The following is a 19272-nucleotide window of genomic DNA, read 5'->3' as shown; positions in this document are numbered from 1 at the left end:
CGAGCGGCGGATGCGGCAACCCACCCGGCGCAACGGCTGGATAACTCTAGCCCTTGACGACCATCCGCTTGAGCTTCCGCGGGCTCAGCGGCTTGTTCGGATCGCCGTAGATCGACTTCCCTTCCAGGAGAACGGTCGGCGTCGAGCTGTAGCCCGAGCGGGCGAAGCCGTCATTGGACTTCCGCACCCACGCGTCGTGCCGGCCCTCCTCCACACAGCCGCGGAAGGTCTTGGTGTCCAGCCCCGGGACCTTGCCCGCCAGCTTGATCAGCTTCGACTTGTCCGCGTACGCGTCCTTGGTCTCCGACGGCTGGTTCTTGTAGAGCACATCGTGGTACGCCACATACTTCCCGGCGTCCTGCGCACAGGCCGCCGCGTTCGCCGCGGTCAGCGAGCCGGCGCCGCCCAGGTTCCCATCGATGATCGTCACCAGGTGGTAGCGCACCTTCAGCCGCCCCTTGTCCTGAAGCTGGTGCACGGTCGTACGGAACACGTCCTCGAACTGCTTGCACCCGGGACAGCGGAAGTCCTCGTACACGGTCAGCGTCTTCTCCGCGCTCGCCTTCCCCGTCGGGATCACCGTGCCGCTCGCGCCCCGGGGGGCGACCGCCGGGCCCCCGGACTTCGCGTCCCCGCCGGTCCTGGTGGCGACCATGCCCACCCCGGCGGCCACCCCGAGCACGGCCACGACCGCCCCGGCCACCCCCATGCCGCGGCGGCGCCTGGCGCGGATCCGGTCCTTCTCTCGCTGTTCCCGCAGCCGCTCACGGGCGCTGCTCTTACCCACACGGTTTTTCTCGCTCACGCCCTCGACAACGAGGCGGAGGAGCCCCACTGAGCTCCTCCGCCCCGTATTCCCTCTATCGGGGGACGCGAACGCCGTCCGCCAGCTCACCCGCCAGCGCCCGGACGGCCGTCAGACCCGCCTCCAGGTCCTCGGCGTCCATCAGCCGCCGCACAAACGCCGTGCCCACGATGACGCCGTCCGCGTACTCGGCCACCTCGGCGGCCTGCCGGGCGTTGGACACCCCCAGCCCCACGCACACCGGCAGCGAGGTCGTCGCGCGAGTGCGCTCCACCAGCACCCGCGCCCCCTCCCCCACCGATTCCCGGGTGCCGGTCACCCCCATGATCGAGGCCGCGTACACAAAGCCGCTGCCCGCCGCGGTGACCTTCGCCAGCCGCTCGTCAGCGCTGCTCTGCGCCACCACGAAGACCGTGGCCAGGCCGTGCTGCTCGGCGGCCTTCCGCCACGCCTCCGACTCCTGGACCGGCAGATCCGGCAGGATGCAGCCCGATCCGCCCACCGCGGCCAGATCGGCGGCGAACCGCTCGACGCCGTACCGGTCCACCGGGTTCCAGTACGTCATGCACAGAACGGGCGCCCCCGTCGCCGCGTGCACCTCGCCGACCGTACGGATCACATCGCGGATGCGGAGTCCGCCCCGCAGCGCGATGTCGTCGGCGGTCTGGATGACCGGACCGTCCAGCACCGGATCGCTGTACGGCAGGCCGACCTCGATGACATCGCAGCCGCCCTCGACCATCGCCGTCATCGCCCGCACCGCGGCGTCAACGGTCGGATAGCCGGCGGGCATATAGCCGATGAGCGCCGCGCGCCCCTCCGCCTTGGCCTTCGCCAGCACGGACCCCAGCAGCTCTGCGCTCATCACTTCTCTCCCTCGTAGAGCCCGAAATACCGCGCCGCCGTGTCCATGTCCTTGTCGCCACGGCCCGACAGATTGACCAGCACCAGCCCGTCGCTCCCCAGCTCACGCCCCACCTCGAGCGCCCCCGCCAGCGCGTGTGCGCTCTCGATCGCCGGAATGATCCCCTCGGTACGGGACAGCAGCCGCATCGCCTGCATCGCGGCGTCGTCGGTGACCGCCCGGTACTCCGCCCGCCCCGAATCCTTCAGATACGCGTGCTCCGGGCCGACCCCCGGGTAGTCCAGACCGGCCGAGATCGAGTACGGCTCCAGGATCTGCCCGTCCTCGTCCTGGAGCACATACGACCGGGACCCGTGCAGAATCCCCGGCTCCCCCTTGGTCAGCGTGGCCGCGTGCTCCCCCGTCTCCACGCCGTGCCCGGCCGGCTCGAAGCCGAACAGCCGCACGGAGTCGTCCGGCAGAAAGGCATGGAACAGCCCAATGGCGTTGGAGCCGCCCCCCACACACGCCGCGACCGCGTCCGGCAGCCGGCCGACCCGCTCCAGGATCTGCCGCCGCGCCTCCACGCCGATCACCCGGTGGAAGTCGCGCACCAGCGCCGGGAACGGGTGCGGTCCGGCCGCGGTCCCGAACAGATAGTGCGTACGGTCCACATTGGCCACCCAGTCGCGGAACGCCTCGTTGATCGCGTCCTTCAGCGTCCGGCTGCCGGTCTTCACGGCGATCACCTCGGCGCCCAGGATCCGCATCCGCGCGACGTTCAGCGCCTGGCGCTCGGTGTCGATCTCACCCATGTAGATCACACACTCGAGCCCGAACAGCGCACACGCAGTGGCCGTGGCCACGCCGTGCTGCCCGGCCCCGGTCTCGGCCACCACCCGGGTCTTGCCCATGCGCCGGGCGAGCAGCGCCTGGCCCAGCACGTTGTTGATCTTGTGCGATCCGGTGTGGTTGAGGTCCTCCCGCTTCAGAAAGACCCGCGCGCCGCCCGCGTGCTCGGCGAACCGCGGCACCTCGGTCAGGGCGCTGGGCCGCCCCGTGTAGTTGACCAGCAGATCCTCGAGCTCGGCGGCGAAGGTCGGATCGCCCTTCACCTTGTCGTACTCGGCGGCAACCTCATCGACCGCGGCGACCAGCGCCTCGGGGATGAATTTGCCACCGAACGCGCCGAAATACCCCTCGGCGGTGGGGACCTGACCCTCCGGGTCCGGGACAAAGAAGCCAGACGGCATCTGACGTACTCCTCAGTCGGGGCGGATGCCCCACAAGTCATAACGGACAAACGACACGATGATCGCTGCGTGCGGTCGGGGGTCCGGGGGTTTTTCCCCTACCCACCCCTTCCCGCAACTGGGGCCGCACCCCAGACCCCGGCGGTAGCCGGGAGAGGCCGCAGGACCGGTGGACGGCGCGAGGGCTGCGGGCGCTCGGGGGCGCGGTGGGCTTTCCCCTGACCCGCCCCTTCCCGAAACCGGGGCTCCGCCCCGGACCCCGCCGGCAGCGGGACCGGAGGCGCCGGGAGGCTACGCCCCGGACCCCACCGACGGCGGGACCGCCGCCCACCAGAGAAGCCGGGAGCTCCGCCCCAAACCCCAGCGGTAGCCGACCAGACCGCAGGACCGGCACACAGCCAAGGGCTACGCCCCGGACCCACCCCACCGACGGCAGGACCGCCGCCCACCAGAGAAGCCGGGAGCTCCGCCCCAGACCCCAGCGGTAGCCGGGCAAGGCGCAGAGCCGACGCACAGCCAAGGGCTGCCGACCGGACGCTCCCCGGGGTCCGCCCCGGACGCCAGCGGTGGCTGGTGGCTACGGGCAGGTGACGGGGCACCGTCGGAGGGAGGCTCCCTGGGTACGCCGCAGACGACGAGGGGGCCCCGGCCATGCTCGCCGCGGAGGACGCCCACCCGTCCCGGCGCTGCTCAGGCCTTGGCCGGGGTCACCGGCGGGAGGGGGTGGGGGTGCAGGGGTGGTGCCCTGGACGCTTACGCATATTTGTGGCGCCAAGTTCCGGGCAAGGTCTCGCTTCCGGGCACCGGCGCCGTAAATATGCGGTCCAGGGTGACAGCCCCGGAGGCCCCGCCCCCGGCACCGATCCACGAACCCTCAGCGCACCCCGCCGCGCCATCGGCGCCCATTGACCTGGCCAGGCTCGCAGCCGATGTGGTATCGCACGCGCCGCCCCCGCACCCGCCTCGCGGGCGCGCGGCAGCCACGGGGGCGGCACCCCCGGGCCAAGCGCGCGTACGTGTCCATGGGGGCCTCAGTCCCGCCCGTGCCGCAGCGCCGGATGCGCACCCGCCGCGACCAGGTCCGCGACCGCGCCCTTCGGGTCACGGCCGGTGACCAGCGACTCGCCGACCAGCACGGCGTCGGCCCCGTCGTTCGCGTAGGCGATCAGGTCGTGCGGCCCGCGCACGCCCGACTCCGCGACCTTCACGATGTGGTCCGGGATCTCCGGCGCGACGCGCGCGAACGTCCCGCGGTCCACCTGGAGCGTCTTCAGGTTCCGCGCGTTGACGCCGATCACCCGCGCCCCCGCGTCCACCGCCCGCGCGACCTCTTCCTCGTCGTGCACCTCGACCAGCGGCGTCAGCCCGATCGACTCGGCACGCTCGATGAGCGAGACCAGCGCCTCCTGGTCCAGCGCGGCCACGATGAGCAGCGCGACATCCGCGCCGTACGCCCGCGCCTCCCACAGCTGGTACGAGGTGACGATGAAGTCCTTCCGGAGCACCGGAATGTCGACCTTCGCCCGCACCGCCTCAAGGTCGGCCAGCGATCCGCCGAAGCGCCGCTGCTCGGTCAGCACGCTGATGACCGCCGCGCCGCCCGCCTCGTAGTCCGCGGCGAGCCCGGCCGGGTCGGCGATCGCGGCGAGCGCGCCCTTCGACGGGCTGGAGCGCTTGACCTCGCAGATCACCTTGACGCTGTCGCCCTTGAGCGCGGCGACCCCGTCCTTGGCCTGGGGTGCCTTGGCGGCCCGCTCCTTGAGCTCGTCGAGGGTGACGCGCGCCTGCCGCTCCGCGAGGTCGGCACGGACTCCGTCGATGATCTCGTCGAGCACACTCACGCGAGCGGCCCCCTTCCAGACGGGGATGAAGCTTCTGATCACTACTGGCGCAGCGGGCGTCCATTTCGGAGGCGAGCGCTTCACCAGGCACTGCGATGGTAGCTGCCGACGGACCGAGGTCTCGCATCCGGTTGACGCGGACCTGCGCATTCGACCTTCCCAAAGCCGATGCGGAACATCCGCCTACTCCCATTGTCTACGGTCACGGAGTTAGGAAACTTCCGAAGGGGAAGTTCCGGATAACGGTGAAACCCAGAACCGCCCCGGACAGCAGCCACCCGTGCACGGCCCTCAGCGGCACGACCGGCCCCGCCGTCCGCCCCCGTGCGCAGTCCGCGAACCACCGCAGCCACACCACGGCAAACCCGAGGTAGCCGAGCACGGCGAGCGCGTTGGCCCCGAGCGCGGTGAGCGGCTCCCCATGAGCGACCGCGTACGCGCTGCGCAGCCCGCCGCAGCCGGGGCAGTACACGCCGGTGAGCCTCAGCAGCGGGCAGGCGGGGTAGTGGCCCGGCTCGTTGGGGTCGACGAGCCCGACGAAGGCGAAGGCGGCCAGGACCGCCGCGAGCACCCCCAAGGGAGCGCCCAGCCGACCCACAAGCCCGGCCCCAGGGCCATCCGACGGCGCAGGTGTTTCCTCGGTCACATCGCCGAGTCTCCCCGCGGATACACGAAGGCGCAGCTCAGGGCCCGCGTACCCGCCCCCGTACGGACGTACACCGGACCCCGCGCCACGCGTCGAATCGGATCAGGCGGGTCGCAGCCCCTCGCCCCGGCCTACTACTGGGTCTGCGCCTGCGGCTGCGGCTGGCCCTGCGGCTGCCGCTTCGGCGCCTGCCCGAGGCCGGCCGCGCGCATCGCCATGCCGACGACACCACCGAGGGCCACCACGACCATGCCCGCCCAGAAGCCGATCGGGTTGGCCAGCACGACGAACGCGCCTGCGACACAGAAGCCGATGAAGGCGATGGTGACGCCGGTCCAGGCGGCCGGGGTGTGTCCGTGGTTGTTACCCGCCATGAATACTCCTCGTTGCTCTACTGCCCCCGGGTCCCGGGCGCGCGGGGCGAACGCTCCCACGTCATTGTCCCCGACGCGCGAAACCGCCTTGAGTGGGGGTACCGCTCAGACCGGGGTCGGCCCACCGGGCCGGGCCGGCCACAAACCGCTCACAAACCGCTCAGGCCGAATCCGCCCGCTCCGTCGGGTCCTCGCCGCGGTCGAGGGCCTTCCACAGCTCCTCGGGCCGCTCCGGATCCGCTGCGGGCCCTCCGCGCCGCGCCCGGGCCGCCGGGCCGTGGCTCTCCCCGCCGCCCGCGCGCTCGTAGCGGCCGGACATGGCGGGCCAGTGGCGGCCGTAGCCCAGCGCGAGCAACCCGGCGAGCAGCAGCAGCAGCCCGCCCACCATGGCGACCCAGGGCCACGGGGTGTACGCCACGTCGTGGATGGCGCTGTCGGCCAGGCCGGTCGCTTTGGACGCCTTCTCCTCCAGCGCCGCCTTGTCGGACGCGCCCAGCATCGCGCTGACCACGATCCCCGCCCCGCTGAGGGCCAGCAGCCCGGAGACGACGTAGCGGCCGAGGCGGCTGACGGCGAACACCGCGACGAGCGCGGCGAGGCCGACGATGGCCAGCGCTCCGGGCAGCCCCGTGATGTCGTCACCGTTCGCACGCTGCGGCAGGGTGCCCTGGGCGACCGCGGCCGTGCCCTCGGCCCAAGTACGGCTGGTGGCCAGCAGGACGAGTGCGGCGCCGAGCGCGCCGGACAGCAGCGCTATGCCGAGGCTGCGTCTACGGCCGCGCGCGGCTGAGGCGGTGGGCTCGTGATGGGCCCGGGGCTGGGGTACGGCTGCTGCGCTCACGCGTACCACTATCCCCCACGGGTCGGACAGCCCCGTCGCGGGGATACGTTATGCCTGATTCGACGCCGGACACCCGGAACGTCAACCGCTCCAGAACATCGGCCGCTCCAGAACATCGGCCGACCCGAAACGTCAGCCCCGCTCCAGCCGCCCCGCCGTGTGCACGGCCCGCAGCACCGCCGCCGCCTTGTTCCGGCACTCCGCGTCCTCCGCCACCGGGTCGGAGTCGGCGACGATCCCCGCGCCGGCCTGGACGTATGCCGTCCCGTCCCGCAGCAGCGCCGTACGGATCGCGATCGCGGTGTCGGAGTCGCCCGCGAAGTCGAGATAGCCGACGCACCCCCCGTACAGGCCGCGGCGGCTCGGCTCCAGCTCCTCGATGATCTGCATGGCGCGCGGCTTGGGGGCGCCGGAGAGGGTGCCCGCGGGGAAGCAGGCGGTGAGCACGTCGAAGGCCGTGCGGCCCTCGGCGAGCGTGCCGGTCACGGTGGAGACGATGTGCATGACATGGCTGTAGCGCTCGACCGACATGAAGTCGACGACCTCGACGCTGCCGGGCTCGCAGACCCGGCCGAGGTCGTTGCGCCCGAGGTCGACGAGCATGAGGTGCTCGGCGCGCTCCTTGGGGTCGGCGAGGAGCTCGTCGGCGAGGGCGGCGTCCTCCTGCGGGGTGGCCCCGCGCGGGCGCGTGCCGGCGATCGGGTGCACCATCGCCTGCCCGTCCTCGACCTTGACCAGCGCTTCGGGGCTGGAGCCCACGACGTCGAACCCCTCGAAGCGCAAGAGGTACATATACGGGCTCGGGTTGGTGGCCCGCAGCACGCGGTAGACGTCCAGGGCGCTCGCCTCGCAGGGCGTCTCGAACCGCTGGGAGGGCACGACCTGGAACGCCTCGCCCGCGCGGATGCGCTCCTTGATGTCCTCGACGGCCGCCATGAAGTCCGGCCCGCCCCACAGCGCGGTGTACTCGGGGAGCTCGGAGGCCGGCAGCGCGGTGGGGCCCGTGGGGACGGGGCGGGCGAGGTCGGCGGCCATCGCGTCGAGCCGCGCCACCGCGTCCGCGTAGGCCGCGTCGACGCCCGTGTCGAGGTCGTTGTGGTTGATCGCGTTGGCGATCAGCAGGACGGTGCCGTCCCAGTGGTCGAGCACGGCGAGGTCCGAGGTGAGCAGCATGGTCAGCTCGGGCAGCCGCAGATCGTCCCGGCCGCTCTCGCCGATCTTCTCCAGGCGGCGCACGATGTCGTAGCCGAGATAGCCGACCATGCCGCCGGTGAACGGCGGCAGATGGACCAGCCCGCCGAGGTCGCGCGGGGTGTGCAGGGTCTCGATGGTGGCGCGCAGCGCCTGGAGCGGGTCACCCTCGGTGGGGACGCCGACGGGCGGGGTGCCCAGCCAGCGCGTGCGGCCGTCGCGCTCGGTGAGGGTGGCGGCGCTGCGTACACCGATGAAGGAGTAACGGGACCAGGACCGGCCGTTCTCGGCGGACTCCAGGAGGAACGTGCCGGGGCGCTCGGCGGCGAGCTTGCGGTACAGCCCGACCGGGGTGTCGCCGTCCGCCAGCAGCTTCCGGCTGACGGGGATGACACGGCGGTCGGCCGCCAGCTTGCGGAAGGTCTCGAGGTCCATCGTGTGCGCAGCCTGAGTCATGGCTGGCGAGCCTACTGGCCGAGCGGCAGGACGTCGGAATCGAAGCAGGTGCGGTCGCCGGTGTGGCAGGCCGCGCCGACCTGGTCGACCTTGACCAGGACGGTGTCGGCGTCGCAGTCGAGGGCGACGGACTTGACCAACTGGATGTGGCCCGAGGTGTCGCCCTTGACCCAGTACTCCTGGCGGCTGCGGCTCCAGTAGGTGCAGCGGCCGGTGGTGAGGGTGCGGTGCAGCGCCTCGTCGTCCATCCAGCCGAGCATCAGCACCTCGCCGGTGTCGTACTGCTGGGCGATGGCGGGGACGAGACCGTCGGCGTTGCGCTTGAGGCGGGCGGCGAGGGCCGGGTCGAGGGCGGAGGGGCGGTCTGAGCCGGTCATGCGACCATTCTGCACTCCCGGAGCCCGGGGTCGGGCCGCGCGCCGGGGCGCCGGGAGTGCGTGGGATCCCGATGGCTCGGATGTCGGTGGGATGGGGCATGCTTCGGGCATGACGTTTCCGCCGTCGCCGAACGATCCCAACCGGCCTGGAAACGGCGGGGGGTTCGGGCCACCGCCGGAGCAGGGCTTCGGACCACCTCCCGAGCAGGGCTTCGGGCCGCCCACACAGCCCGGCCCGCCCGCGCCGCAGGGCCAGCTGCCACCGTCGGGCGGCTTCGGGCCGCCCGCCGCCGCGCTGCCACCCGGCGCACCGCCTTCCGGTGCGCTCCCGCCCGGCGCGTTCCAGCCCCCCGGCGCGCTTCCCCCCGGTGCCTATCCTCCGGGTTCACTGCCGCCCCCGCCCCCGCCGGGCCGCGGCTCCAGGACGGCGGCGATCGCCATCGCCGCCGTGGTGGCGGGCGCGCTGGTCATCGGGGGAATCGTCCTCGCCACACGGGACAGCGGCGACAAGAACGAGGCGTCCAACGACACGAAGTCGTCGAGCTCCCCTTCGGGCCCTCCGTCCGCCTCGGCCTCGTCCTCCCCGTCGGCGTCCGCTTCCCCCTCCGACGAGGGGTCCGGCTCGGCCGACCCCGGGCAGGGCGCGCCGCTGGGCGGCGGCAGCGACGTCCCCGACGACGGCACGTCCCCGTCGGCCTCGTCCTCCGACTCCGCGGACCCCGGCGGCCTGGTGCCGTATGCGGTGCTCAAGCCCGGTGAGTGCTTCGACCACCCCGCGCTGGACAGCAGCGTGACGAAGATCGAGAAGCGGGGGTGCAGCAGCCCGCATGACGGCGAGGTAGTCGCCAACGAGACCCTGACCGGGGACTTCTCCACCGAGAAGGAGATCCAGGACAAGGCGCTCACGCTGTGCGAGACGGACGCCAAGAAACGGCTGAAGTCCATACCGAACGACGGCCGGATGTATTACTACTACGCGCTGTACCCGGCGCTGGGCACCTATCGGATCCAGGGCGAGGACCAGGTCTCCTGCGCCCTGACGCTCAGCTCGGGCCCGGGCGGCAAGAAGCTGAGCAAGCCGCTTCCGGGCTGACGGACCGACGGCTGCTGACGGGCTGACGGGCTGACGTGGCCTCATCCGGGGTGGCTCCGGGGGCGTCCCGGAGCCACCCCGGAGGCATCCCACTGGCACCCCGGCCGCGCGATGGCACGGCGTGCCAGTGGCGGGGGCCGAGGGGCGGTCGTAGGGTGGGCGGTATGTCCACTCACGCGAGGCGCGAACGGCTGCTCCTGGCCGACCTGTTGGAGACCGCAGGCCCCGAGGCCCCGACGCTGTGCGAGGGCTGGACCACCCAGGACCTCGCCGCCCATCTGGTCGTGCGCGAGCGCCGCGCCGACGCGGCCGCCGGTCTGCTGCTCAAGCCGCTCGCCAAGCGGCTGGACCGGGTGCAGGCCGAGTTCGCGGCGAAGCCGTACGCGGAGCTGGTCCGGCTGTTCCGCGAGGGCCCGCCGCGGAGCTCGCCGTTCGCCGTCAAGCAGGTGGACGAGGCGGCCAACACCATCGAGTTCTATGTGCACGCCGAGGACGTCCGCCGGGCCCAGCCGGACTGGCAGCCGCGCGAGATCGACCCGGTCTTCGCCGACGCGCTGTGGTCCCGGGTCGAGCGGATCGCCAAGGTGGTGGGCCGCAAGTCCCCGGTCGGCCTGGTGCTGCGCCGCCCGGACGGCCGTACGGTGGTGGCGCACCGCGGCACCCCGGTGGTCACGGTCACCGCGGAACCGGCAGAGCTGGCGGTCTTTCTGTTCGGCCGCCAGGACGTCGCCCGGGTCGAGCTGGAGGGCGACAAGGAGGCGGTGGCCACGATCCAGACCGCGAAGCTGGGCCTCTAGCCCCGCGTCGGTCGGAGCGTCGGCGCACCACCCCCTCACCTCAGCTCACCACGGTCACAGCGCCCGGTTCACCGCGGCCAGGACGGCGTGCACCGAGGCGGTGAGCACGGAGGTGTCCTGACCGGCCCCCCAGCGGACGGTGTCGCCGACGCGGCATTCGACGTAGGCCATGGCGGGGCTGCCGGGCCCCGCGGCGATCGCGTGCTCGGCGTAGTCGAGGATGTCCACGGCGAGCCCGGCGCCCGCCAGGGCGTCGGCGAAGGCGGACAGCGGCCCGTTGCCCGTCCCCTCGTACCGGCGTTCGCCGTCGCCCGCGCGCCGCAGGTCGCAGACGAACCGGTGCTCGCCGGGGGCGGTCTCCTCGGTGCTCCATGACGCGAGGGTGACCGGCCCGTCGTGACCGGGCGCCAGATACGCGCCCCGGAACAGCTCCCACAGCTCCTTCGCCATGGCCTCCCGGCCGCTGTCGTCGGTGGCGGCCTGCACGACGTGGGAGAAGTCGGCGCGCAGCCGCTTCGGCAGGTCGAGGCCGTGGTGCGCCCGCAGCAGATGGGCGATGCCGCCCTTGCCGGACTGGCTGTTGACGCGGATGACCGCCTCGTAGGTGCGCCCCACGTCGGCCGGGTCGATGGGCAGATACGGCACCGCCCATGGCGCCTGCCCCTCCGGCACCCCGGACTCGGCGGCCTGCCGGGCGTGCCTGGCCAGCCCCTTGCTGATGGCGTCCTGGTGGGTGCCGGAGAAGGCCGTGTAGACCAGTTCGCCGCCGTAGGGGTGGCGGGGGTGGACGGGCAGCCGGTTGCAGTGCTCCACGGTGTCGCGGACGGCGTCGATGTCGGAGAAGTCGATCATCGGGTCCACGCCCTGGGCGTACAGGTTCAGGGCGAGCGTGACCAGGTCGACGTTGCCCGTGCGCTCGCCGTTGCCGAACAGACAGCCCTCGACGCGCTGGGCGCCCGCCAGGACGGCCAGTTCGGCGCAGGCGACCCCGGTGCCGCGGTCGTTGTGCGGGTGCACGGAGAGGACAACGTCCGAGCGCCGCTCCAGGTGGCGGTGCATGTACTCGATCTGGTCGGCGTACACGTTGGGGGTGGCGCACTCGACGGTGGCGGGCAGGTTGTGGATCACCGGCCGCTCGGGGCAGGCGTCCCACAGCGCGGTGAGGCCGTTGCAGACCTCCAGTACGAAGTCGGGCTCGGTGAGGTTGAAGACCTCCGGGGAGAACTGGAACCGGATGTCCTCGGGCCGCGCCGCCGCGAGCCGGGCCAGCTGCCCGGCCGCGTCCCGGATCATCCCGTACACCTCGGCGCGCCCGCGGCCGAGCACCACCTCGCGCCAGACCGGGGCGGTGGCGGTGTAGAGGTGCACCACCGAGCGGGGCAGGCCCTCGATCGCGGCGAAGGTCCGCTCGATCAGGTCGCGGCGGGCGGGGGTGAAGACCACCACGGTCACATCGGCGGGGACCGCGTCGCTCTCCGCAAGGTGCCGTACGAAGTCGAAGTCGGTCCGGCTCGCCGAGGGATAGCCGATCTCGATCTCCTTGAAGCCCATCGCGACCAGGAGATCGAACATCCGGCGCTTGCGCGGGGTGTCCATCGGCTCGGCCAGCGCCTGGTTGCCGTCGCGCAGATCCACCGGCACCCACAGCGGTGCCCGCTCGATCCGGCGGGCCGGCCAGGCGCGGTCGCCGGTCAGCGGCACCGCGACCCTGTCGTACACGGACTGGTAGCGGTGGTACGGCATGGCGCTGGGCCGCTGCGGGTTCCAGGAGGGGACGTGGTCGTCATGAAGAGCCATGGGCCGGGGTTTCCTTCTCTCGATCGGAGGGCGACCGGCGAGCAGCACGGCACTCCGCGGCGGGGTGCCGGTCGGATCAGGCCCCGCCGCGGCAGCCGAGAAGGAGACCACGCAGCGTCATGCGGAACAGGCTAGCCACACCTCAGGTCCTCAGACAAGCTGAGGACCTGAGGAATACTGGAGAGCGTCCGGACGTGCCGCGGGGCGGCCGGCCCTGGGAAGCCATGAGCGCTCCTGGGAAGCTATGACCCTCCGCGAACGCGATGAGACAACGCTCGCTGAAAGACGCTCCCTGAAAGGTGAACCGGATGCCGCTGGGCGCCCTCCGTCCCACTCCCCTGGTCGACCAGGCGGCCGCGCGGCTGCGCGAGGAGATCACCGGGGGCCATTGGCCGGTCGGCACCAGGCTCCCCGGCGAGACCACCCTGGCCAAGACGCTGGGCGTGGGCCGCTCCACCGTGCGCGAGGCGGTGCGTGCCCTGGCCGGAGCGGGGCTGGTCCAGGCCCGACAGGGCTCCGGGGTCTTCGTCATCGCCACCGAGCCCGCCGAGGACTGGCCGGCCCGGCTCCGCCGCGCGGCCGTCACGGACGTGTTCGAGGTGCGCATGCTGGTCGAGGTGCAGGCCGCCCGGCTGGCCGCGCTGCGCCGCACCGACGCCGACCTCACCGCCCTCGGCGCGGCCCTGGACGCCCGGAGCGCCGCCGCCGCGGGCGACGACGCCTCGTTCGTCGACGCCGACATCGCGCTGCACGCGGCGGTGGTCGGCGCCGCGCACAACCCCGTACTCACGGACCTGTTCGCCGAGTTCGTCCCCCGGCTGCGGCAGGGCCTGATCGACCTGGTGGACCTGCTCGCCCTGCGGACCGGAGCGGCCGGGACGCCGAACCCGGGCGACGAGGCCCACACCGCGCTGGTCCGGGCCGTCGAGGGGGGCGACGCGGAGACGGCGGGCCGTGTGCTCCAGGCCGAGCTGGAGCAGACCCTGACCCGGCTGCGCGACGGCGACGGCAACGGCGACGACCGCCTCGGCTGAGCGACACCGCGCTGACGGCCAGGGGGCGGCGGCCATCCGGTCGGCGAGCGCGCGCTTCTGCCCCTCGGTGTCGTATCAGCGATCGAACCCCGCTGACGAATCGAGGCTGACTTTGCCCGGCCGCAGCCGGAGTGATGTCATCCGATTCGGCTAGCATGCGTTTTTATTCGCGATGTGCTGCGGCGGGCCAGGGGAGAGACGGCCGCAGCACCGGACGCGCTGATGTCCTCTTCGGGAGGTAACGGGGAAATGTCGTTCGACAGCGAGTGGTCTCAGCTCAAGGCGGACGCGGCCGGGCAGCAGAGCGCCCAAACGCGACTCAACCAGCTTGCCGCGGCCGACGGTGGCGGCGGGGGCAAGGACGGCGGCAAAACCTCCGATCTCATCGTCCACCAGGACGACTTGGACGCCGTGGGGCACGAGGCCTTCATCCTGCACGGGGAGCTGCAGAAGGCGGCCGACATCGCCGGGGCCGAGGGGCTCGGCCGTGAGCGTTTCCGAGATATCCGAGATATCCGAGATGGTGAAGTAGCGGAAACGGGGGAATGACGATGGGGACTCTCACTTACACGGATCTCGTCGGGGTCGATCTGGGAAAGCTCAGTACCGCGGTCACGGACTGGAAGTCCGTTGTCGATGGTTTGAAGAAGCTGGAGAGCGACGCGCGTTCGGGCCTGCTGAAGAAGTCGGAAGAGGCGCGGTGGGCCGGGCTCAACGCGACCGTCACGCATGAATTCGTCAAGAAGACCGTGAAAGAGTTCGAGGACCTGCACAAGGAGGCCAACAGCATCTGGGTCATCCTTGACGACGGGCATTCCGAGCTGACCAGGATTCAGTCCAAAGTCAAGTGGCTCGTCGCAAGGGCGCAGGAAGACGGATTCAAGGTCTCCGACGACTCCGACGGCACCGTGAGTTTCCATGAGTCCGGGGAGGGCGGGTCGAGGTGGTCACTGGACTCCACACAGTCGTACACCGACGCCGTCAATCATGAAATGCGCCGGGCCGCCACGACCGACCTTCTGGTCAAGCGCGCACTGGCCAAGATCCACGGCGGAGACCCGTCCGACGCGGGCCACACCTACTACCACACTCTGCTGGACGTATAACGGGGAGTCGTGACGGTGGAGCCCGGTGGCCACGGGAAGCCCAAGGTGTCTGCGCGCACGGCCGGAGGGGCCGGTGCCGGGTCGGCGCCGGCCCACGTCCCCGCCGACGCCGCCCTGCGCCCTCCCACCCTGCGCCTACGCGACGGCCCCCTCCTGATGACCGATTGGCCTGATGACAGCGAGATGGCGTTCTTGGCCCGCTCAACCGACTCCTCGGAGGCCGACCCGCCGGGATTCTCCGTGGCCAGCGCCTGGTTGAGCGCGACGAACGGCCGCATGCGTCGCTCGTAGTCGTCGAACGCCGCGCCGTGACCGCCGTAATCCCGCACCGGCCAAGAACATTACGGGCGAACCACTGGATCGATCGGCAATCGAACCCCGCTGACGAATCGAGGCTGGCTTTGCCCGGCCGCAGCCGGAGTGATGTCATCCGATTCGGCTAGCATGCGTTTTTATTCGCGATGTGCTGCGGCGGGCAAGGGGAGAGACGGCCGCAGCACCGGACGCGCTGATGCTCTTTACGGGAGGTAACGGGGAAATGTCGTTCGACAGCGAGTGGTCTCAGCTCAAGGCGGACGCGGCCGGGCAGCAGAGCGCCCAAACGCGACTCAACCAGCTTGCCGCGGCCGGCGGGGGCGGCGGGGGCGGCGGAGGCAAGGACGGCGGCAAAACCTCCGATCTCATCGTCCACCAGGACGACTTGGGCGCCGTGGGGCACGAGGCCTTCATCCTGCACGGGGAGCTGCAGAAGGCGGCCGACATCGCCGGGGCCGGGGCGGACAAGGACGGCGTGGGGTCGTCCATGCAGTCGGCCAAGGCTCTCAGCGACCACAACTTCACCATGGGCGCGGAGCTGAGCACGACGGTGTCCGTCTGGACTTCCCAGGTGAACACCATGCTGCAGATGTGCGCCCATATCTCCAATCACCTGGACTACTCGAAGAAGAGTCACGCGAACGACGACGAGCTGATCGCGGCCTCGCTTCGACACCGGGACGGCTCGGCCGTCAGCGTTTCCGAGATATCCAAGATGGTGAAGTAGCGAAAACAGGGGAATGACGATGGGAACTCTCACTTACACGGATCTCGTCGAGCTCGATCTGGGAAAGCTCAGCAGCGCGGCCATGGACTGGAAGTCCGTTGTCGATGGTTTGAAGAAGCTGACGAGCGATGCGCGTTCGGGCCTGCTGAAGAAGTCGGAGGGTGCGCGGTGGGCCGGGCTCAACGCGACCGTCACGCATGAATTCGTCAAGAAGACCGTGAAAGAGTTCGAGGACCTGCACAAGGAGGCCAGCAGCATCTATGCCATCCTGAACGACGCGTATGACCAGCTGGCTGAGATTCAGGACACAGTCAAGGGGATCGTCATAGGGGCGGAGGTCTATGGATACAAGGTCTCCGACAACTCCGACGGCACCGTGCGTTTCGATTCTCCTGAGGGTGACGATTCGCGGTTGGCACGGGACTTGGGGCAGTCGTACGCCAATTCCATCGAGCGAGAAATTGACCAGGCCGTCACGACCGACCATCTGGTCAAGCGCGCACTGGCCAAGATCCACGACGGAGACCCGTCCGACGCGGGCCACGCCCAGTACCACTCTCTCCGGGACGTAGAAAGGGAGTCGTGACCGTGGAGCCCGGTGGCCATGGCGCTCGGCAAACAGCTCGACCAGGCCGAATCCTGGCCGCCGATGACCACCGCACCCATGTGATACACGATGACCGAAGCAGCAGCCCCGGCAGCCGGCCGCCGGAGAAACCCCGGCTATGACTCGGCGGCTCCGTTCCCGGCAGATGGGCGCCAGTGCCCGACGTATCCCTCCCGGAGGGGACCGCCCAGCAACTCGAGCACGCCGCGGGCCGCGGTGATCAGCGGTGCCGGGTCGGCGCGCTCGGCGAGGGCCAGGTGCCCACGGAGCAGTTCCCGGCCGAGGACCGGATCGGCCGCGATCAGGCGCCGGGGCAGCCACTTGCCGACCCCGTTCCAGGCGCGGCGATGAGCGATCAGGAGGTGTGCGGCTTCGTTCAGCGTCCGGTCGGCGATGGCCAGTTGCTCATGTCGGTCACTGCCGAGACCGGTCTCGGCCATGTCGTCCAGAAGGTCGGTGAGCAGGAAGCGGCCGAGCTCGCTCTCGTTCGGGGTAAGGGGTTCGGGCCCGGCAGCGAGCAGGGCCTGGGCCTCGGCACGCAAGGTTTCGACATGGCCATCCGGGTCGTGCAGCAAAACGGACTCGGCGTAGATGAAGAGCGCGGTCGCCCGGCGGGTGGCCCTGGCTGCCGCGAACACCTCCCCCAAGTCGACACGGGTGTGCAGGAACACCTCGGCGAGGCGGCCTTCGTGACGGAGCACTTCCCGGCGGCTGATGCCGTCGTCAGGGAGAAGGACAGCGATGTCGAGGTCGCTGCCGGGGGTGGCCCGACCAGAGGCGCTGGACCCGCCGAGCGTGGCGCCAAGTGCGTCCGGGTAGCGGGCGAAGACCAGTCGCCGGGCTTCTCGAACGTACTCAGCGACCGCGCCGGAACCGGTCGTCTCCGGGAAGGTTGCGGGGTCAGGCTGTGACTGGGCATCCATGGCTGCCATCGTTCCAAGCGGACGGCGTGCTCGACGCCGCTTCCTGCATCCTGCATCCTGGAATACGACTTGGACGCGTGACCGGGCAGTTCGGCGCTCACGTCTCCCGGACCCGGCCGCCGAAGAAGACCTGGGTCTCGGTGATCCTTCCGTCCCGCACGGTGATCAGCTCGACGTTGCGATAGCGTCCGCCGGCCTTCAGCTCGTACTCGTAGAGGAGGAAGACGTCGTCGCCCCCGGCGGGGACCGCTTCCAGGACCTTCTGGTACCGGAGGCGGTCGACCGTGGGGAAGCAGCGTTCGAAGAACGCGGCCTTGTCGATGTGGTCGTCCTGCGGGCTCGTGAAGACGAAGTCCTCGGCGATCAGCCGGTCCGCGGTGTCACGGTCCTGTGCGAGGTAGCTCTCCATGCATGCGCGGACGACGTCGACGTTCGCCATGGCTGCCCTTCCTTCCGGTCCGGGTCTTTCTCCTGGCCCCCAGAAGGGCAGACCGATCCCGCCGCCGGAACTCATCGGCGATCGCCGTCGGCGTGTGTCCGGCCGCGTGTGCGGCGCCGGTAGTAGTGCACGGTGACGACAGCCGGCAGCGGCCCCCACGCCACCATCGGCACGTAGCACGCGTTCATCAGCCACTCCCCCCACTGCGTGACCTCCATATCGGCGTGCAGCGTCGTCCGGACGAAGAGCGCGCCGTAGACCGTGCAGGCGACCGCGCCCAGCGCCGCGGGCACGACCGCGGCGTGCACGGGGATGCGGTGGCCTCTCAGGCGCGGGATCCAGCGCGGCCACACCTCGCCCCACGGCCGCACCAGCCCCAGTGTCAGGAAGGCCAGTGCCTCCTGCACCGCTGACAGCAACGGCAGGACGAGATACCTCCATCCGGGTATGAGCATCGCGTCGTACTCGGACTCGGCGAGCCCCAGTGGAACACCGAGCACCACGCCCAGCCGCCACAGCGCGGAAGGCACGGATGCCCATAAGGTCGCGGCCGCCGCGCGCCTGGCCCACAGGGGGACGGGGGCGGCGGTCGCGAGGGGCGAGGGGGCGGGTGGCGGCGCGCTGGTGGGCAGACCTTGGTCCGCCCGCCGCGTTCGCCGAAGCAGCTCAGTTCAGGGCGGCGAGCAGGCCCACGTGGAAGGGGCTGAGGTCCGCTGTGCGGTCGGTCAGGACCTTGGTGAGCCAGTCGGGGTCGCCGAGCAGGGCACGGCCGACGGCGGCGAGGTCGAACTCGTCGCGCTCCATGCGGTCGAGCAGTTCTCCGATGCCCGTGACCTCGCCCTGCCGGCCCTGGATCACATCGGTGAACTCGTTGTCGAGGCCGATCGCGCCGACGGAGATCGAAGGCTTGCCCGTGAGCTTCTTCGCCCAGCCTGCGAGGTTGAGGTCGGACCCCTCGAACTCGGGCTGGTGGAAGCGGCGGGTGGAGCAGTGGAAGGCGTCGGCCCCGGCGTCCGCCAGCGGGGCGAGCAGGGCTTCGAGTTCCTGCGGCGAGCGCGCGAGCCTGGCGTCGTAGGCGCCCATCTTCCACTGTGAGAACCGGATGGTGATCGGGAAACCCGACGAGACCGCCCGGCGGACCGCGGCGACGACCTCGGCGGCGAAGCGGGAGCGGGCGGCGAGGTTGCCGCCGTAGGCGTCGGTGCGCCGGTTGGTCCGCTCCCAGAGGAACTGGTCGATGAGATAGCCATGGCCCGCGTGTATCTCCACGCCGTCGAACCCGATCCGCTCGGCGGCTTCGGCAGCCGTGGCATAGGCCGCGACAACATCGTCGATGTCCGTCCGCGTCATCGCCCGGCCGGACTCCGTACCGTCGACGGCGATGCCGGAGGGGCCCATGGGCGGGGCGGCGGGCACGGGCGGGGAGCCGGGCTTGCGGTCCATGCCCACATGCCACAGCTGCGACATGATTCTCCCGCCGACGCCGTGCACCGCGTCCGTCACCCCGGCCCAGCCCGCCAGGGCCTGTTCTCCGTGGATACGGGGGACGCGGTCGCTGCTGCCCGCCGATTCATGGCCGATGTACGTCCCCTCGGTGATGATCAGGCCCACTCCGCCCGCGGCCCGCCGGGCGTAGTACGCCGCCACGTCCTCGCCCGGTATGCCGCCGGGCGAGAACTCACGGGTCATCGGCGCCATCACGATCCGGTTGGGAAGGGTGAGGTCGCCCACGGTGAAGGGGCGCAGCAGGACGTCCTTGGCGCGTGCGGCGGAGGTGCTGGACATGGCTGGTCTGCTTTCTCTCTC

Annotated in this window: 22 protein-coding genes; 7 read left to right on the top strand and 15 right to left on the bottom strand. The window is 71.1% G+C overall.

Annotation, left to right across the window (positions count from 1 at the left end; genetic code table 11):
• Positions 1–46 precede the first annotated feature (46 nt).
• The 10 genes from ABTY62_RS21505 to hisI all read right to left on the bottom strand — a co-directional run bounded on the left by ABTY62_RS21505 (position 47) and on the right by hisI (position 8628).
• Positions 47–805 (bottom strand): DsbA family protein, encoded by a 759-nt coding sequence (locus tag ABTY62_RS21505; RefSeq protein WP_352131034.1) that lies wholly within the window; start codon positions 803–805, stop codon positions 47–49.
• A gap of 55 nt (positions 806–860) precedes the next feature.
• Complete coding sequence (trpA, locus tag ABTY62_RS21500; RefSeq protein WP_352131033.1) at positions 861–1670, bottom strand: tryptophan synthase subunit alpha; 810 nt, start codon at positions 1668–1670, stop codon at positions 861–863.
• On the bottom strand, positions 1670–2902 hold the full coding sequence (gene trpB, locus ABTY62_RS21495; protein WP_352131032.1) for a tryptophan synthase subunit beta: 1233 nt from the start codon (positions 2900–2902) through the stop codon (positions 1670–1672). The genes trpA and trpB overlap by 1 nt, the downstream gene beginning before the upstream one ends.
• An 874-nt stretch (positions 2903–3776) precedes the next feature.
• Positions 3777–3926, bottom strand: coding sequence for a tryptophan biosynthesis modulator TrpM (gene trpM / locus ABTY62_RS47525; protein WP_385339336.1), 150 nt, complete (start codon positions 3924–3926; stop codon positions 3777–3779).
• A gap of 7 nt (positions 3927–3933) precedes the next feature.
• Positions 3934–4743: an indole-3-glycerol phosphate synthase TrpC gene (gene trpC / locus ABTY62_RS21490; RefSeq protein WP_311724812.1), complete on the bottom strand. Its 810-nt coding sequence runs from the start codon at positions 4741–4743 to the stop codon at positions 3934–3936.
• 202 nt (positions 4744–4945) lie between these two features.
• Positions 4946–5320 carry a DUF2752 domain-containing protein gene (locus tag ABTY62_RS21485; RefSeq protein WP_502997495.1) on the bottom strand — a complete coding sequence of 125 codons (375 nt, stop codon included), beginning with the start codon at positions 5318–5320 and terminating at the stop codon, positions 4946–4948.
• A 203-nt stretch (positions 5321–5523) separates the two neighbouring features.
• Positions 5524–5763, bottom strand: a complete 240-nt coding sequence (locus tag ABTY62_RS21480) for an HGxxPAAW family protein (RefSeq protein ID WP_352131030.1) — start codon at positions 5761–5763, stop codon at positions 5524–5526.
• A gap of 160 nt (positions 5764–5923) precedes the next feature.
• A complete protein-coding gene (locus ABTY62_RS21475; protein ID WP_352131029.1) occupies positions 5924–6604 on the bottom strand; it encodes a TIGR02234 family membrane protein in 681 nt (226 codons plus the stop codon).
• A gap of 132 nt (positions 6605–6736) precedes the next feature.
• Positions 6737–8251: an anthranilate synthase component I gene (locus ABTY62_RS21470; protein WP_352131028.1), complete on the bottom strand. Its 1515-nt coding sequence runs from the start codon at positions 8249–8251 to the stop codon at positions 6737–6739.
• An 11-nt stretch (positions 8252–8262) separates the two neighbouring features.
• On the bottom strand, positions 8263–8628 hold the full coding sequence (gene hisI / locus ABTY62_RS21465; protein ID WP_311724807.1) for a phosphoribosyl-AMP cyclohydrolase: 366 nt from the start codon (positions 8626–8628) through the stop codon (positions 8263–8265).
• Positions 8629–8737: 109 nt separating this feature from the next.
• On the opposite strand from hisI, the gene ABTY62_RS21460 reads away from it, so the two are divergent.
• On the top strand, positions 8738–9721 hold the full coding sequence (locus tag ABTY62_RS21460) for a hypothetical protein (RefSeq protein ID WP_352131027.1): 984 nt from the start codon (positions 8738–8740) through the stop codon (positions 9719–9721).
• 164 nt (positions 9722–9885) lie between these two features.
• Positions 9886–10518, top strand: coding sequence for a TIGR03085 family metal-binding protein (locus tag ABTY62_RS21455; RefSeq protein ID WP_352131026.1), 633 nt, complete (start codon positions 9886–9888; stop codon positions 10516–10518).
• A 54-nt stretch (positions 10519–10572) separates the two neighbouring features.
• Here ABTY62_RS21455 and leuA read toward each other — a convergent pair whose 3' ends face one another.
• The gene (gene leuA / locus ABTY62_RS21450; RefSeq protein WP_352131025.1) at positions 10573–12315 is read right to left on the bottom strand and encodes a 2-isopropylmalate synthase; all 1743 of its coding nucleotides are present in this window, start codon (positions 12313–12315) and stop codon (positions 10573–10575) included.
• 308 nt (positions 12316–12623) lie between these two features.
• On the opposite strand from leuA, the gene ABTY62_RS21445 reads away from it, so the two are divergent.
• From ABTY62_RS21445 to ABTY62_RS21425, 5 genes are all read left to right on the top strand, one after another.
• Positions 12624–13349 carry a FadR/GntR family transcriptional regulator gene (locus tag ABTY62_RS21445; RefSeq protein WP_352131024.1) on the top strand — a complete coding sequence of 242 codons (726 nt, stop codon included), beginning with the start codon at positions 12624–12626 and terminating at the stop codon, positions 13347–13349.
• Between the two features lie 249 nt (positions 13350–13598).
• Positions 13599–13898: a hypothetical protein gene (locus tag ABTY62_RS21440; RefSeq protein WP_352131023.1), complete on the top strand. Its 300-nt coding sequence runs from the start codon at positions 13599–13601 to the stop codon at positions 13896–13898.
• Between the two features lie 2 nt (positions 13899–13900).
• Positions 13901–14455: a hypothetical protein gene (locus ABTY62_RS21435; protein WP_352131022.1), complete on the top strand. Its 555-nt coding sequence runs from the start codon at positions 13901–13903 to the stop codon at positions 14453–14455.
• A 538-nt stretch (positions 14456–14993) separates the two neighbouring features.
• A complete protein-coding gene (locus tag ABTY62_RS21430) occupies positions 14994–15497 on the top strand; it encodes a hypothetical protein (RefSeq protein WP_352131021.1) in 504 nt (167 codons plus the stop codon).
• A gap of 19 nt (positions 15498–15516) precedes the next feature.
• Entirely contained in the window at positions 15517–16083 is a 567-nt protein-coding gene (locus ABTY62_RS21425; RefSeq protein WP_352131020.1) for a hypothetical protein, read from the top strand.
• Positions 16084–16220: 137 nt separating this feature from the next.
• On the opposite strand, the gene ABTY62_RS21420 is transcribed toward ABTY62_RS21425, so the two are convergent.
• The 4 genes from ABTY62_RS21420 to ABTY62_RS21405 form a co-directional block, all read right to left on the bottom strand.
• On the bottom strand, positions 16221–17027 hold the full coding sequence (locus ABTY62_RS21420) for a nucleotidyltransferase domain-containing protein (RefSeq protein ID WP_352131019.1): 807 nt from the start codon (positions 17025–17027) through the stop codon (positions 16221–16223).
• 97 nt (positions 17028–17124) lie between these two features.
• On the bottom strand, positions 17125–17466 hold the full coding sequence (locus tag ABTY62_RS21415; RefSeq protein ID WP_352131018.1) for a nuclear transport factor 2 family protein: 342 nt from the start codon (positions 17464–17466) through the stop codon (positions 17125–17127).
• A gap of 71 nt (positions 17467–17537) precedes the next feature.
• Entirely contained in the window at positions 17538–17996 is a 459-nt protein-coding gene (locus ABTY62_RS21410) for a hypothetical protein (protein ID WP_352131017.1), read from the bottom strand.
• A gap of 136 nt (positions 17997–18132) precedes the next feature.
• Entirely contained in the window at positions 18133–19251 is a 1119-nt protein-coding gene (locus ABTY62_RS21405) for an NADH:flavin oxidoreductase (protein ID WP_352131016.1), read from the bottom strand.
• Positions 19252–19272 lie beyond the last annotated feature (21 nt).

The organism is Streptomyces sp. NPDC097640 (assembly GCF_040302705.1).
In the GTDB taxonomy this organism is placed as follows: domain Bacteria; phylum Actinomycetota; class Actinomycetes; order Streptomycetales; family Streptomycetaceae; genus Streptomyces.
This window is presented reverse-complemented; position numbering and strand designations above follow the sequence as displayed.

Excerpts from the sequence above, each read along its gene's own strand:
- ABTY62_RS21440 (WP_352131023.1), top strand. The coding sequence starts at position 13,599 with ATGTCGTTCGACAGCGAGTGGTCTCAGCTCAAGGCGGACGCGGCCGGG.
- ABTY62_RS21430 (WP_352131021.1), top strand. The coding sequence starts at position 14,994 with ATGTCGTTCGACAGCGAGTGGTCTCAGCTCAAGGCGGACGCGGCCGGG.
- hisI (WP_311724807.1), bottom strand. The coding sequence starts at position 8,628 with ATGACCGGCTCAGACCGCCCCTCCGCCCTCGACCCGGCCCTCGCCGCC.
- trpA (WP_352131033.1), bottom strand. The coding sequence starts at position 1,670 with ATGAGCGCAGAGCTGCTGGGGTCCGTGCTGGCGAAGGCCAAGGCGGAG.
- ABTY62_RS21415 (WP_352131018.1), bottom strand. The coding sequence starts at position 17,466 with ATGGCGAACGTCGACGTCGTCCGCGCATGCATGGAGAGCTACCTCGCA.
- ABTY62_RS21455 (WP_352131026.1), top strand. The coding sequence starts at position 9,886 with ATGTCCACTCACGCGAGGCGCGAACGGCTGCTCCTGGCCGACCTGTTG.
- ABTY62_RS21425 (WP_352131020.1), top strand. The coding sequence starts at position 15,517 with ATGGGAACTCTCACTTACACGGATCTCGTCGAGCTCGATCTGGGAAAG.
- leuA (WP_352131025.1), bottom strand. The coding sequence starts at position 12,315 with ATGGCTCTTCATGACGACCACGTCCCCTCCTGGAACCCGCAGCGGCCC.
- trpM (WP_385339336.1), bottom strand. The coding sequence starts at position 3,926 with ATGGACACGTACGCGCGCTTGGCCCGGGGGTGCCGCCCCCGTGGCTGC.
- ABTY62_RS21470 (WP_352131028.1), bottom strand. The coding sequence starts at position 8,251 with ATGACTCAGGCTGCGCACACGATGGACCTCGAGACCTTCCGCAAGCTG.
- trpB (WP_352131032.1), bottom strand. The coding sequence starts at position 2,902 with ATGCCGTCTGGCTTCTTTGTCCCGGACCCGGAGGGTCAGGTCCCCACC.
- ABTY62_RS21445 (WP_352131024.1), top strand. The coding sequence starts at position 12,624 with ATGCCGCTGGGCGCCCTCCGTCCCACTCCCCTGGTCGACCAGGCGGCC.
- ABTY62_RS21460 (WP_352131027.1), top strand. The coding sequence starts at position 8,738 with ATGACGTTTCCGCCGTCGCCGAACGATCCCAACCGGCCTGGAAACGGC.
- ABTY62_RS21405 (WP_352131016.1), bottom strand. The coding sequence starts at position 19,251 with ATGTCCAGCACCTCCGCCGCACGCGCCAAGGACGTCCTGCTGCGCCCC.
- ABTY62_RS21480 (WP_352131030.1), bottom strand. The coding sequence starts at position 5,763 with ATGGCGGGTAACAACCACGGACACACCCCGGCCGCCTGGACCGGCGTC.
- ABTY62_RS21420 (WP_352131019.1), bottom strand. The coding sequence starts at position 17,027 with ATGGATGCCCAGTCACAGCCTGACCCCGCAACCTTCCCGGAGACGACC.
- ABTY62_RS21435 (WP_352131022.1), top strand. The coding sequence starts at position 13,901 with ATGGGGACTCTCACTTACACGGATCTCGTCGGGGTCGATCTGGGAAAG.